This is a genomic window from Xanthomonas sp. NCPPB 3442, assembly GCF_056725145.1.
In genome coordinates this window covers 870,738-884,257 of sequence record NZ_CM161514.1, presented here as the reverse complement: position 1 = coordinate 884,257, position 13,520 = coordinate 870,738, and the positions used below count along the sequence as shown (strand labels likewise).

Sequence of the window (13,520 nt, the reverse complement as noted above, 5' to 3'; positions counted from 1 at the left end):
CAATGCATGCGACCGGCCAGGGGATGAACGCTTTCGCAAGGTGGTTGCGGTGCGAAGAAGGGCTGACCTCCGCCGCAGTGGCAGGCCGTTGGCTGCGTCTCACCGGTTGAACCACCCCGACACTGCCCACATCACGGAAGCAGGCGCCGGCACCCCGCTGGCGAGCGCATGCGAGAGCCCCATGAGCCAGTTCGATCTGACCCCTCCCTCCCCCGCCCAACGCGATGCCCTGATCGCCGGGCTCAGCGACGAGGAACAGCGCGTGCTGCTGCACCATGGCACCGAGGCGCCGTTCTGCGGGGTGTTTCTGGACAACAAGCTGGACGGTGTCTACACCTGCCGGCTGTGCGGGCTGCCGCTGTTCCGTTCCAGCGCCAAATTCGAGTCCGGCACGGGCTGGCCGAGCTTCTTTGCGCCCTACGACCCGGCCCATGTGCGCGAGATCCGCGACACCAGCTACGGCATGATCCGCACCGAAATCGTCTGCGCGCGCTGCGACAGCCACCTGGGCCATGTGTTCCCGGACGGCCCGCCGCCCACCGGCGAGCGCCACTGCCTGAACTCGGTCTCGCTGGGCTTCACCGAAAACGGCCAGGCCCTGCCGAACCCGCTGCAGCGCCAAGGTGCCGAGGCGCAACCGGCCTGATGGCGCCGCGTCTGTGGGCCACCGCCGTTGCAATGCCCGGGAGGAAGTAAACAACGCCTGCCTGCGCTTTTGCGCGCCATGACAGGCACCGCCTGCACGCGGCTCGAGCCGGCAATGTCGATGTGCAGATCGGTTGCCGGCGCGCGAGACGCAGATACGGCTTGATTTCCATACGGCCGCCCACACGCAGGCTAGGTCCCTGCGGTAAAGCGGTCGCATGCTTAGTCGTAGCAGGCCGTCCCGGCCCCGGCGCGCAAGATGCAGGCCCTTGGGGCGCCGGGCCCGGCGCCCCAGGTCCCAACCGCCGCAAACACGGCGGCAATCCGAACCAGGCAGGAGTACGCAGATGCACACGTCCTCATCCCTGATGCTCACCGGCCTGCTGGCGGCCGCACTCGCCGGCTGCAGCGCAGGTAGCCCGCCCCCGGCAGCGCAGGCGGGCAAGCCCGCACATGCCCAGCCAGCCGGTGTCCAAACCGATGCCCGCCCGCTTGCCACAGGCACCGACGCCAGCGTGACCGGCCCGCTGCCGCGTCCGGCCAAGACGCCCGCTCCAGCGGCGGCGGCGGCCGACCCCGCGCTTCCCGCGCAGACGGTGGCCTGGCGCTGCGGCCCGCGCACGGTCGCGACACGTTTCGATGCGGCCACCGATGCCCTGCAGCTGACCCTCGACGACCGCAGGCTGATCCTGCTCAGTGCCCAGGCAGCATCCGGGGCGCGCTTTGCCGATGCACAGGGCAACCAATTCTGGGAACACGCCGGCGAAGCGACACTGTCGCTGGCAGGCGGCGAGGCGATCAGATGCGTGCATGAGACCGCCACCACAATCGGTTAGACATTCAGCTACAGCGCACGTCTTCACGCCACGCGCTTCAAGAATCGGCCGCGCAAGCCGAAACCACTAGCAACCCCAGTTTGCTTCCGGCTGCGCCATGCTCATCATCGTTGGCTTCATCGTCGTCATCGTCAGCGTCCTCGGCGGCTACGTGCTGTCGCACGGAAAGCTGGGCGCGCTGTGGCAGCCGTACGAGCTGATGATCATCGGTGGCGCAGCGCTGGGCGCGTTCCTGGTCAGCACGCCGGGCAAGATCGTCAAGGAAACCCTCAGCGGCATCATGGGCGTGTTCAAGGGCCCGCAGTACAAGTCCGAGGACTACAAGGACACCCTGAGCCTGATCTACGAACTGCTGAACAAGGCGCGCCGCGACGGCTTCATGGCGCTGGAAGACCACGTCGAAAAGCCGCAGGACAGCACCATCTTCGGCAACTACCCCAAGGTAGTGGCCGACCATCACCTGCTGGATTTCATCACCGACTGCCTACGCCTGATGATCGGCAGCAACATCGAGCCGCACGAGCTGGAACCGCTGCTCGAACTGGAACTGGAAAAACACCATCACGAAGCCCTGGCGCCGTCGCATGCGCTGAGCAAGGTCTCCGACGGCCTGCCCGGCTTCGGCATCGTGGCGGCGGTGCTCGGCATCGTGATCACCATGGGCTCGATCGGCGGGCCGATCGAGGAGATCGGCCACCACGTCGGCGCCGCGCTGGTGGGCACCTTCCTCGGCATCCTGCTGGCCTACGGTTTCGTGTCGCCGCTGTCGGCGGCGATGGAAGCGCGGGCCGAGCAGGACGGACGCATCTACGAAGCGGTCAAGACCGCGCTGCTGGCCTGCCTGCGTGGCTACAACCCGAAGATCGCGCTGGAATTCGCGCGCAAGACCCTGCCCTCCAACGTGCGTCCGAGCTTCGGCGATTTCGAAACGCACCTGAAAACGATCAAGTAGGGCCGCGGTCATGGCCGAGGCCAAATCCACCGTCATCATCCGACGGGTCAAGAAGGTACAGGGTGGCGGCCATCATGGCGGCGCCTGGAAGGTGGCGTTTGCCGACTTCGTGACCGCGATGATGGCCTTCTTCCTGGTGCTGTGGCTGATGGCGGCCACCACCAAGGAACAGCGCGCGGCGATCTCCGAATACTTCCGCAACCCCAGCCCGCTGTCCGGCAAATCGCCGGCGCCTTCGCCCGGCATGAACGGACCCGGTGGCGCCAGCACCTCGATGATCAAGCTCGGCGGTACCGCCGACATGGCCAAGGGACAGAAGGACGAAATGGGCCGCAAGCGCGACAACGCGGCCGATACCGACGTGGACAGCCGCGCCAAGGACAAGAGGCGCCTGGAAGCGCTGATGCAGGACCTGAAGGAGGCCATCGACAAGAGCCAGGCGCTGGAGCCGTTCAAGGACCAGCTGCTGCTGGACCTCACGCCAGATGGCCTGCGCATCCAGATCGTGGACAAGCAGAACCGCCCGATGTTCGACATCGGCCGCGACCAGCTCAAGCCGTATACGGTGGCGATCCTGCGCGAGCTGTCCAGCTTCATCAACCAGGTGCCCAACCACATCAGCATCACCGGCCATACCGACACCACCGCCTACAGCAGCGATGCCGGCTACACCAACTGGGAACTCAGCGCCGACCGCGCCAATGCCGCGCGCCGCGCCCTGGTGGCCGGGGGCATGTCCGATGCCAAGGTGACGCGTGTGGTGGGGCTGTCCTCGTCGGTGCTGTTCGACAAGACCGATCCGCAGAACCCGATCAACCGCCGCATCAGTATCGTGGTGATGACCCAGGACGCCGAAAACGCAGCGCTGGCCGGCGCAGACCAGGGCGTGGCACTGGGCAAGTCGCTGCACGATGCCGACACCCAGGTGCCGGATCTGAGCGGCGCCGCGGCCACCGGCACCGCCACCGTGGGGACGCCTGCCGAAAGCGCAAAACCGGCCGCGGCCCCGCCAGTCGCCGCCGCCGCGGCTGCGACCCCGGCTCCGGCCCTGGCATCGGCAGGAACTGCTGCTGCGCGTCCGGCAGGACCACGCATGTCGTCCAGCGCGCAGGTGGCCTCTGCCACGGCGCTCGCCAAAGCGGCCGAAGCGGCGGTGGAGAAGCGGTAACGCAGGCCGGCAGGCTTGGTGGCGCGGGCCGGGATTTTCCGGATTCGCCAGGCACTCGACACCGGGAGATGGCCTGCGGCGGTTCGGGTTTGGGGCGTCCTGGTGGCGGCTCTCAGGTCGGTGCCTGCGGAGACGGTGCCCGCCCGGCGGCCGGTTCGCATCCACGGGCCAACTCCGCTACGCATCGCATCGTGCGGCGCACGCTCTAGAATGGCCGGCCATTCCCAGCGTCGAGAACACCGTGTCCCGTAATTCCAAGGCCAAGCGCGACAAGCGCAAGAAGCAGCAGCCCAAGCGCCCCTTCGTCCGTCTGGGCCAGGCGCCCCAGGTCACCAACCATGCCGTGCTGCAGGACGCCGATGGCCGCGTGGTCGCCGCGATCGGCCTGCAGGGTGGCAGCGAGTGGATGCTGTCGATCGGCGGCCAGACCATGGGCAGCGCCGACAACCCGGTCCCGATGCTGGCCATGCTCAAGCACCTGGCCAACCTGCAGGAAGCCGAAGGCAAGACCATTTCGCTGGAATATTCGACCCAGCTGCAGCAGATGATCGACGACCTGGCCGCCGACGAAGGCCAGACCGCCGAGGAATACCTGACCAAGCTGGTGTCCGAGTTCCAGAACGCCGATGCGGATGAAGACGGCGAGGCGGAAGACGCAGCACAGGACACAGGCACCGAGGCCGGTGCTGACGACGCGGCTGAAGACGACACTGCCGGCGCCACCGACAGTGCTGCAGATGCCAGCGACGAGGCTTCCGACGCTGCAGCGGACGCGCCCGACGGCGACAGCGCCGGCAAGAAGCCGAAGAAGTCCAAGAAGCCCTGACCCGGCCGATGGCCGTCTACGTCGACGATGCGGTGCACCTGTGGCGCGACCAGCGCTGGGCGCACCTGCTCGGCGATACGCTGGACGAGCTGCATGCCATGGCGGCGCGGCTGGGCATTCCCCGCCGCGCCTTCCAGAACAAACTCAGCGGTGCGCACTACGACGTGCCCGCGCCGCTGCGCCTTGAGGCCATTGCCCTGGGTGCCATTCCGATCTCCCGCCACACCGACCGCGCGCTGCTCAAGGGCTTGATCGCCAATGCGCGGGCGCAGGCGCGCGGCCAGGCGCCTTGAAAACCGGGATTGGGGAGTGGAGATTCGGGATTCGCAAGTGCCGGGCGATTGCGTCGATCACGTGCGCATAAGCACATCGGGAGGCCTGATTTGAACGCACGAGCAAGGCCATTTCCATCACGCGTCATGCCGGCAAGCGTGCTCCCAACCAAGCAGCGCATCTGTCTTGCTGCCGCTTGCCCAAACTTTCCGACCAGCCAGTGCGCGCATCAGCGTGGCGAACAAAACGTTGTGAACAGCCGTCAGGCGGATGCGAACGCCGCGGTGGTCCACCGATTCCGAGCAACAGCCGCACTCGCTCGGCGTCCGCACAGCCTGATGAGTGCGGCTTTACGTTTGTCGCAATTCAGCGCGCGCAAAGATCGACTCACGCAACAGCAAGCACGGGACCGCCCCTGCGAATCCCGAATGCCAACTCCCCAATCCCAACCCTCAGAACGCCTCATTCCCCAGCCGCACTTCCACCCCCAGCAACGAGGTTAGCGCCAGCATGGCGTCGTCGTCGCGGCTGAGCGCAATCCAGCCGGCATAGGCGTCGCCACCGGTGTTCCAGTTCCACAGCGAGTAGCCGTGCTCGCGCAGGCGATCGAATGCCACCGCCATCAAGTCGGGGACCTCCAGGTTGCCGGCGAAGTCTTCGTCGTCCAGGTCACCGCCCCAATCGATGCGCAGGTTCCAGCGCGCACTGAGTTCGTCGATGGCGGCGATGAACGCATCGGCGTCCTTCCAGTCCACATAGAAACCCGAGCGCCAATCGATCACGTCCTTCAGCGCCCACAACCAGGCATCGTCGCCGTCGTCGCCATCGGTCTCGGCCTGCGTTTCGCGCCAGGCGTCGAACTGGGCCAGCGCGGTGTCCTCGTCGCCGGGGTTGATCAGCACCAGCAGGTTCCACACCCGCGCGGGATGGTCATCCACATCGTCTTCGTCGCCCTCGGGCTGCAGGCCTTCGTCGTCTTCGTAGTCGGCACTGTTGTCAGGCATTGCGGTCTCGTTTGCTGGAGTGCAGGGGCATAAAGTGTGAGGCCTGACGGCGCGCAAGCAAACCGATGGGCGCACGTCGTTGCGTCGCCGGGGCTGGTCTTCCCGGCGCAGGCCCGTATCCTGTGCGGCCGAAGACGGCTATCCCGGCCGCCATGACGCCTTTCCCATGAGCGATACCCCTCCCGATCACCTGGCCATCGACGCACGCAGCCCGTTCCACAACGCCGATGCCCTCAACCGCGGCGTCGGCGTGCGCTTCAACGGTATCGAACGCGACAACGTGGAGGAGTACTCGGTCAGCGAAGGCTGGATCAAGGTGCAGGTCGGCAAGGCACGCGACCGTCGCGGCAACCCGATGACGATGAAGATCAAGGGCGACGTGGTGGCCTACTTCCTGGACACCAGGCACGACGCCAAGCCTGCTGCCGAGTAAGAGCGGCTGACCAAACGACTTCACGCTGTTCCATTGCAGAGCTGCTGAGCGCGAGTTTGCTGCAGGCTCCTTGCCTGCCCACCATCGCCGGACACGCTGCAAGTACGTCCCTACAAGCTCTTACGCGGCATCCATGCCGCGTAAGGTCCGGCGACGGTAGGCGGGCAAGCACCTGTCGAGAGTGTCGGTCCGCAGGGTTCAAGCAAAGCAATCGACCAACTTTCTAGCGCGGTGCCCTTGTCGCTTGCGGGACCGTGTGGCGGCATGGATGCCGCCACCGAGCCTACATGGACGTACTTGCGGCGTGTCCCGCGAGCGGCGAGGGCACCGCGCCCTCGCCTCGCTCACCGTTCGACCCGGACCTCTGGCCGCATCCACCAAACTGCAGCGACAAACACCACTGCCTTCACCACTCACGCCTTGAGCCGATAGCCGCTGCGGAAGATCGCCGCCACCACGCCCAGGCACGCCAGCAGGAACAGGAACGTCATGCCGGTGCTCACCGCGATATGCACATCGGCCTTGCCGTAGAAACTCCAGCGGAAGCCGCTGATCAGATACACCACCGGGTTGAACAGGGTGACCTTCTGCCACAACGGCGGCAGCATGTTGATCGAATAGAAACTGCCGCCCAGGAAGGTCAGCGGCGTCACCACCATCAGCGGAATTACCTGCAGTTTTTCGAAGCCATCGGCCCAGATGCCGATGATGAAACCGAACAGGCTGAAGGTCAGCGCGGTGAGCACCAGAAAGCCCAGCATCCACACCGGGTGCGCGATTTCGTATGGCACGAACAGCCGCGCGGTCAGCAGGATCAACAACCCCAGCATCACCGATTTGGTCGCCGCCGCGCCCACGTAGCCGATCACGATTTCCCACCACGCCACCGGCGCGGACAGCACCTCGTAGATGGTGCCGGCCCAGCGCGGCATGTAGATGCCGAACGAAGCATTGGAGATGCTCTCGTTGAGCAGCGACAACATCACCAGGCCGGGAATGATGAAGGCGCCGTAGCTGATGCCGTCGATATCGCCCATGCGCGAACCGATCGCCGCGCCGAACACCACGAAGTACAGCGAGGTCGACAACACCGGCGAGGCGATCGACTGGGTCAGCGTGCGGAAGGCGCGCGCCATTTCGAAGCGGTAGATCGCCGCAATCGCATGCAGGTTCATGCGCGCACCTCCTGCTGACGTGCGCCATGCACCAGGTTGACGAAGATCTCTTCCAGCGAACTCTCGCTGGAATGCAGGTCCTTGAAGTCGATGCCCTGCTCGTTGAGCCGGCGCAGCAGCGCACCGATGCCGGTCTGCTCGGCCTGGGTATCGAAAGTGTAGATCAAGGCGTTGCCTTCGGCGGCCAACTCCAGCGGCAGGTCGGCCAGCGCGGCGGGCAGCGCCTGCAACGGCGCCTGCAGGCTCAACGTGAGCTGTTTCTTGCCCAGCTTGCGCATCAGCGTGTGCTTGTCTTCCACCAGCACCAGCTCGCCGCGATTGATGACACCGACGCGGTCGGCCATGTCTTCGGCCTCTTCGATGTAGTGGGTGGTCAGGATGATGGTGGTGCCCTGCTCGCGCAGCCGCCGCACCATCTGCCACATGTCGTGACGCAGCTCCACGTCCACACCGGCCGTGGGCTCGTCCAGGAACAGGATGCGCGGCTCGTGGGCGAGCGCCTTGGCGATCAGCACACGCCGCTTCATGCCGCCGGAGAGCGTGGAAATCTTGTTGTTGCGTTTCTCCCACAGCGACAGCTCGCGCAGGATGGTTTCCAGGTACTGCGGATTGGCCGGCTTGCCGAACAGGCCGCGGCTGAAACGCACCGTGGCCCACACCGTTTCGAACGCATCGGTGGCCAGTTCCTGCGGCACCAGGCCGATGCTGGCACGCGCGGCGCGGTAGTCGCGCACGATGTCGTGCCCGTCGGCCAGCACAGTGCCGGAGCTGGGGTTGATCAAGCCGCAGATGATGCTGATCAAGGTGGTCTTGCCGGCGCCGTTGGGGCCGAGCAGCGCGAAGATCTCGCCGCGCCGGATCTCAAGATCCACCTGTTTGAGCGCCTGGAAACCGCCGGCGTAGGTCTTGCTCAAGCCCTGGATGGAGACGATCGAAGTCATGGGTCTGGCACGGGAGGATAAGCGCCACAGGGTAGGCCGTGCGCCATGAAAATGGCAGCAGTGCGAGTGGGATGGTGTCTCCCGACACGCATGCAGGAGCGTGAGCGAACTGGGCTGCGCACGCACGCTGCACCCCGGTGTTGGCGTATCTCTATGCAGGAGCGCGCTTGAGCGCGATGGGGCTTTCCCGCCAATGCCCCATCGCGCCCAGGTGCGCTCCTACCCAAACATCGCAACCGCCTTGGCTCTTGCGATTTCCCACTCCCGATTCCCGATTCCCGCGCGCATCAGCGCGCTCACGCGCGCTTGCGCGACTCGATCAGATCCAGATTGCGCACCAGCCGCCGCGACAGGTCGTCGGAAATTTCGCGTCGTCGCGCAAGCTTGAAAAGCTCATTGCGCTCGGCCACCAAGGCCGCATGGCGAAACTGGCGCAGCGCCTTTTCGTAGGCAACCGCCTCTTCCGGATCGGTCTCGGCCATGTCCACCGCGCCGAGCTTGCGCTGATAGCGCTGGCTCACCTGGTTGGCCGCCGCGTTGTAGCGCTCGGCATGCTTGCTGTCTTCCACCAGCCGCTGGCGCAGCTTTTCCACTGCATCCAGCGCCGCCTGCGAAGCGGCTTTGACGGCCAGGTCTTCCTTGAGCTGCTCGTCTTCTTCTTCGGGCAACTCCAGCCCGCGCAACAGCCGCGGCAACGCGACGCTGGCCACCAGCAACGACACCAGAATGACCGAGGCCGCCAGGAAGATCGCCAACTGACGGGCCGGGAAGGGCGAGCCGTCCTCCAGCATCAACGGCAGCGTGAGCACGCCGGCCAGGGTGATGGCACCGCGCACGCCGGCCAGCGACACCGCCACCACGATGCGCCAAGGCGGACTGACGTGCGCCTCGCCGCGTCGCTGCGCCTTGAAGATATTCCAGCGCAACGACAGGAACACCCACACAAAACGCAACGCCATCAGGCTGAGACTGATGGTGGCCACGTACACCGCCAGCCACCAGGGATTGAGGTGCCCGGCCTCCTGCACGCTGCGCACCGCGCCGTCCAGGATGCCCGGCAACTGCTCGCCCAGCAGCACGAAGATGATGCCGTTGAAGGTGAACTGCACCGTGTCCCACACCGCCGAACGCTGCAGGCGCATATTGCCCGGGGCGTTGCCGGCCATTTCCACGTAGCTCATGGTGATGCCGGCGGCCACTGCGGCCAGGATGCCGGAGGCATGGAAGGCTTCGGCCAGCAGATACGCCGCAAATGGGGTAAGTAGGTTGACCAGGATCGCCGAACCGGGCTCCTCGCCGAAATGCCGCCAGATCCAGGCCTGGATGCGGCTCAACCCAAAGGTCGTCGCCACGCCCAGGGCCAGGCCGGCCAGCGCCACCCACAGAAAGGTCAGCGAAGCGGCTGCCACCGAGAAGGTGCCGGTCAGCACCGCTGCCACCGCGAACTGGAAACACACCAGGCCCGAGGCGTCGTTGAGCAGCGACTCGCCTTCCAGGATGTGCATCAGGCGCTTGGGGATCGGCACCTTGGAGGCGATCGAAGACACCGCCACCGGGTCGGTTGGCGAAATGATCGCTGCCAGCGCAAACGCCACGGCCAGCGGCATCGCCGGTATCAGCCAATGGATGAAGAAGCCGGCCCCAATCACGGTGAAGATGACCAGCCCCAACGCCAGTTCCAGAATGGCCGCCTTGTCGCGGAACAGGCCTTGCTTGGGAATGCGCCAGCCATCCAGAAACAGCAGTGGCGGCAGGAACAACAGGAAGAACAGCTCCGGTTCCAGCTCGTGCCCGGCATCGAAGACGCCGGAGACCACCGCGCCCAGCGCGATCTGGACCAACGGCAGCGGCAGCGAAAACGGCAGGATGCGGATGAGGTAACCGCTGGCCGCGACCGCCAGCAACATGGCGAGGACGACATCGATCGAATGCATGAAAAACCCGGAATGAAGAAACGGCCGCACGCGCGGCATCGCATATTGCGACGCACAACAACGCACCTACCGGACCATACCGTGTTGCACCCGGTGATGAAAACCACCGCATTGCCTCGCACCTTGGCAGGTTGGGCGATGCGGCAGGGTTGTTGCGGATCGGTTCAATCGGCCGGCGTCCGATACGCTGGCGAATGGAGGCAGGCGCGGTGACGCGCTTCAAGTGCGCGCCCTGCGGCAAACCGATCGTGCAGCGACGCGGTGGCGAGCGGCTGCGGCTCGATCGGTGACGAACGATGCAATGACGCACAGGCGTTTCCGCAACCGCAGCCGGCATGTTGGACCCACGCACGTCTGCGTCGGCCGCAGTACATGAACGCTCGATCCGATCGCGCCGAGGACATGTCGCGCCCACGGCATCGAAGGGCGTTGCGCATCGCCTTGCCGCTTTCTTGAAACGCCACGGACCATCGCGCTATAGCCACGGATGACGCGCGAGCGCGTGCGGGTGCAGCGACCGCTGTCGTATCGCTGTCGTATCGCTGTCGTATCGCTGTCGGTCGTGGCCCACGCGGGCACCAGCCACCTGTGACGCCACCATCACCACGCCAAACGTGGTGATGAATGTCAAAACAGCGTGATGCATCCGGCCGTTTCGCAGGCGCGTATTGACGTTACGGTTGCCATCCAGGCGATCGCCAACCCAAAAGGATCGATGCCTCATGAAGACTTCATTCCAGTCGCTTGCCGTTGCCACCGCCATTGCCCTGAGCAGCGCCATGGCTCCCGCCTATGCTGCGTCCAATCCGACCGTTGGCGGCGCGCCGATGCTGGCGACCAAGGACATTGTCGACAACGCGGTCAACTCCAAGGACCACACCACGCTGGTCGCTGCCGTCAAAGCCGCCGGCCTGGTCGACACGCTGAAGGGCCCGGGCCCGTTCACCGTGTTCGCACCGACCAATGCGGCCTTCTCGGCACTGCCGGCCGGCACCGTCGACACCTTGCTGAAGCCCGAATCCAAGGCGACGCTGACCAAGGTGCTGACCTATCACGTGGTGCCGGGCAAGGTGGATGCTGCTTCGCTGATCGCCAAGATCAAGGCCGGCGGCGGCAGCGCCACGCTGACCACCGTGCAGGGCGAACCGCTGACCGCAAAGCTCAATGGCAAAAAGGTCACCATCACCGACGTCAAGGGCAATACCGCCAACGTCACCATTGCCGACGTCATGCAGAGCAATGGCGTGATCCACGTGGTGGACAAAGTGCTGATGCCGTAATGGCCTGCCGTCGCACTGCGACGCGTCGCGGCTGACGCAGGCACGCTGCCATCGGCGGAACGTGGTTTTTCCGCCGATGGCGCAGCGCTTTCATGCAGCGTCATGGCCTCAGACGCGCTGTCTTGAAGAAGTTTCCGTCGATGAGGCGACTGTTTAGCAAGCGCAGACCTTACGCGACATCGACACACAAGATGTCTCGGCTAGTGCGGTATCGGGCAACCAGAGGCACCGCATGACGGCTGCCCTGTGGGTTCTGTTTGTCGCTAGTGGATCAGCAACTCCAAGCCACCGATCGACGGTGGAGGGCAGTGGATCTGCGAACGTCCTACCGAAGGCAGGTCTTCGTTCAACATGCTGTGCGTCGCGCGAGCCAGCCTCCAGCGACCGCAATCAAACCGTCAAGCGGCGGTGATGGAGTGACCGGTGTGCCGGTGGCTCCGCTTGGTGTCCTGATTCTCCGACACCGTGCGCGTGCCCTTGCACGCGTATTTTTTTGCCCGTGCGACGCGCGGTTTCCCTATCTCGACTGATCGCTGGACGGCGGCGGTGGATCCAGCAATCGACGGAGATCTTCGACAAATCCGCGATACCCTTCTTCGCGCGCATCGGTCGATGGCTGGCGCAACACCCAGGACGGATGCACCGTGGTCAACACCGGCGTGCCGTCGTCCAGGCGTTGCCATTGCCCGCGCTCGCGCATCAATCGGAAGCTGCTTCCCAACACCGCTTGCGCCGCAGTCGCGCCCAGGCAGACGATCTGGGCCGGACGCAATTGCGCCCGTTCGGCCTGCAACCACCCGCTACAGGCCTGTACATGGGTGCGCTCGGGATTGCGATGCAGCCGCCGTTTGCCGCGCTGCTCGAAACGGAAATGCTTGACCGCATTGGTGACGTAAAACTTCTCTCGGTCCACACCCAGCTCGCCCAATGCCATGTTGAACAGGCGCCCGGCAGGCCCGACAAACGGACGACCGCTCAAGTCCTCTTCATCGCCAGGCTGCTCGCCGATCACCATCACCGACGCATCGTCGGGCCCTTCGCCGAACACTGTTTGCGTTGCTGGTTGCCACAGCTCGCAACGCCGGCAATCGCGTGCGGCAGTGCGCAACTGGGCCAGGCTTTGGGTGGCCACGTCCGGCAGTGGCGCAGGCGCCGCCGGCACCCGTCGCCGTACCGGCTCGGGCGCGCGCTCGGCCATCTCGCGCACGCGCACGCCGGCTTCGCGGATCAGCTCCGGCAACAGCGTGGCTTCGGGCAGGTTCTTCCAATATTTCTGCGGCATTTCCTGCCGCATCATGGTCGGGTTGAGCCGCGCCGGGTTGAAGATGTGCGCGTAGTACGTGCGCCAGAGCGTCTCCTGCGCATCGTCGGCCGGGACCTGGGTGCGCACCGCGCCTTCGCCAAAGGCCAACGCCTGCCCATCCCAACGCACGCTGCGGTACGGGGTCAGGATCGCCCAGCGCATGCCGGCAAACCGACGCGCAAAAAACGGCGCCACGCGATCCACGATCCAGTGCTCGGGCTCGAACCAGGACACGAAGTCTTCTTCTTCCCCGGGCAGGCGGCGAAAGCGCACGAAGGCCTTCATCTTGTGCGTATCGCGCTGCACCGCTTTTTGCCACTGCCGTAGCCGGTGCACATCCACATCGGTGGCGCGCTCCAGCAAGGCTTTTTCTCCAGAGGCAACGCGCCACAGCAAGCGATACAACACGGCATGCCGTTGCGGGTCGCGGTGACACAGCACCGAGGCGGCCAGCTGCATGAAATCCGCAGAGACCCGTGGTGGTGGCACCACAGCCGGCAAGGCCAACAGGCCCTGCCCCATCAACAAGCCGCCCTGCGCCCCGCCATTCCAGGCCACATCGTCCGGCTCCACCTGCGCGCACCAGCCCGCCCGCGCCAACGCGCGCCACGCCTCAAAGCTCCACGGCGGCTCCACCTCAGCGCTGAACATCGCTCACACCGCACTCCCCAGAGACTAACGCCACCATCAACACCAAGACCCTATCGCCGCTGCTATTGCTATTGCCGTGGCCGTGGCCGTGGCCGTGGC

Annotated in this window: 13 protein-coding genes; 8 read left to right on the top strand and 5 right to left on the bottom strand. The window is 65.4% G+C overall.

Annotated elements, in window-relative coordinates; all coding sequences use genetic code 11:
- Positions 1-181 precede the first annotated feature (181 nt).
- From msrB to AC1POX_RS03990, 6 genes are all read left to right on the top strand, one after another.
- Positions 182-646, top strand: coding sequence for a peptide-methionine (R)-S-oxide reductase MsrB (gene msrB / locus AC1POX_RS04015; protein WP_011348688.1), 465 nt, complete (start codon positions 182-184; stop codon positions 644-646).
- Between the two features lie 346 nt (positions 647-992).
- Positions 993-1,481 carry an MliC family protein gene (locus tag AC1POX_RS04010; RefSeq protein ID WP_029820359.1) on the top strand — a complete coding sequence of 163 codons (489 nt, stop codon included), beginning with the start codon at positions 993-995 and terminating at the stop codon, positions 1,479-1,481.
- 97 nt (positions 1,482-1,578) lie between these two features.
- Positions 1,579-2,433: a flagellar motor stator protein MotA gene (gene motA / locus AC1POX_RS04005; RefSeq protein WP_008573335.1), complete on the top strand. Its 855-nt coding sequence runs from the start codon at positions 1,579-1,581 to the stop codon at positions 2,431-2,433.
- A gap of 10 nt (positions 2,434-2,443) precedes the next feature.
- On the top strand, positions 2,444-3,601 hold the full coding sequence (gene motB, locus AC1POX_RS04000) for a flagellar motor protein MotB (RefSeq protein ID WP_005911263.1): 1,158 nt from the start codon (positions 2,444-2,446) through the stop codon (positions 3,599-3,601).
- A 241-nt stretch (positions 3,602-3,842) separates the two neighbouring features.
- The gene (locus AC1POX_RS03995) at positions 3,843-4,427 is read left to right on the top strand and encodes a hypothetical protein (RefSeq protein WP_372356783.1); all 585 of its coding nucleotides are present in this window, start codon (positions 3,843-3,845) and stop codon (positions 4,425-4,427) included.
- A gap of 8 nt (positions 4,428-4,435) precedes the next feature.
- Positions 4,436-4,720, top strand: coding sequence for a DUF4031 domain-containing protein (locus tag AC1POX_RS03990; RefSeq protein ID WP_008573332.1), 285 nt, complete (start codon positions 4,436-4,438; stop codon positions 4,718-4,720).
- Between the two features lie 432 nt (positions 4,721-5,152).
- Here AC1POX_RS03990 and AC1POX_RS03985 read toward each other — a convergent pair whose 3' ends face one another.
- Complete coding sequence (locus AC1POX_RS03985) at positions 5,153-5,704, bottom strand: DUF6630 family protein (protein WP_005911265.1); 552 nt, start codon at positions 5,702-5,704, stop codon at positions 5,153-5,155.
- Between the two features lie 166 nt (positions 5,705-5,870).
- On the opposite strand from AC1POX_RS03985, the gene AC1POX_RS03980 reads away from it, so the two are divergent.
- Entirely contained in the window at positions 5,871-6,137 is a 267-nt protein-coding gene (locus tag AC1POX_RS03980) for a DUF3297 family protein (RefSeq protein ID WP_029820361.1), read from the top strand.
- 413 nt (positions 6,138-6,550) lie between these two features.
- Here AC1POX_RS03980 and AC1POX_RS03975 read toward each other — a convergent pair whose 3' ends face one another.
- From AC1POX_RS03975 to AC1POX_RS03965, 3 genes are all read right to left on the bottom strand, one after another.
- On the bottom strand, positions 6,551-7,312 hold the full coding sequence (locus AC1POX_RS03975) for an ABC transporter permease (protein WP_008573329.1): 762 nt from the start codon (positions 7,310-7,312) through the stop codon (positions 6,551-6,553).
- A complete protein-coding gene (locus AC1POX_RS03970; RefSeq protein WP_029820363.1) occupies positions 7,309-8,253 on the bottom strand; it encodes an ABC transporter ATP-binding protein in 945 nt (314 codons plus the stop codon). Before AC1POX_RS03970 ends, AC1POX_RS03975 begins: the two co-directional genes overlap by 4 nt.
- Positions 8,254-8,549: 296 nt before the next feature.
- Positions 8,550-10,226, bottom strand: coding sequence for a Na+/H+ antiporter (locus AC1POX_RS03965; protein ID WP_008573327.1), 1,677 nt, complete (start codon positions 10,224-10,226; stop codon positions 8,550-8,552).
- 683 nt (positions 10,227-10,909) lie between these two features.
- Here AC1POX_RS03965 and AC1POX_RS03960 point away from each other — a divergent pair.
- Complete coding sequence (locus AC1POX_RS03960) at positions 10,910-11,467, top strand: fasciclin domain-containing protein (RefSeq protein WP_008573326.1); 558 nt, start codon at positions 10,910-10,912, stop codon at positions 11,465-11,467.
- Between the two features lie 517 nt (positions 11,468-11,984).
- Here the strand turns inward: AC1POX_RS03960 and AC1POX_RS03955 are convergent.
- Positions 11,985-13,421 carry a UdgX family uracil-DNA binding protein gene (locus AC1POX_RS03955; RefSeq protein WP_031424994.1) on the bottom strand — a complete coding sequence of 479 codons (1,437 nt, stop codon included), beginning with the start codon at positions 13,419-13,421 and terminating at the stop codon, positions 11,985-11,987.
- Positions 13,422-13,520 lie beyond the last annotated feature (99 nt).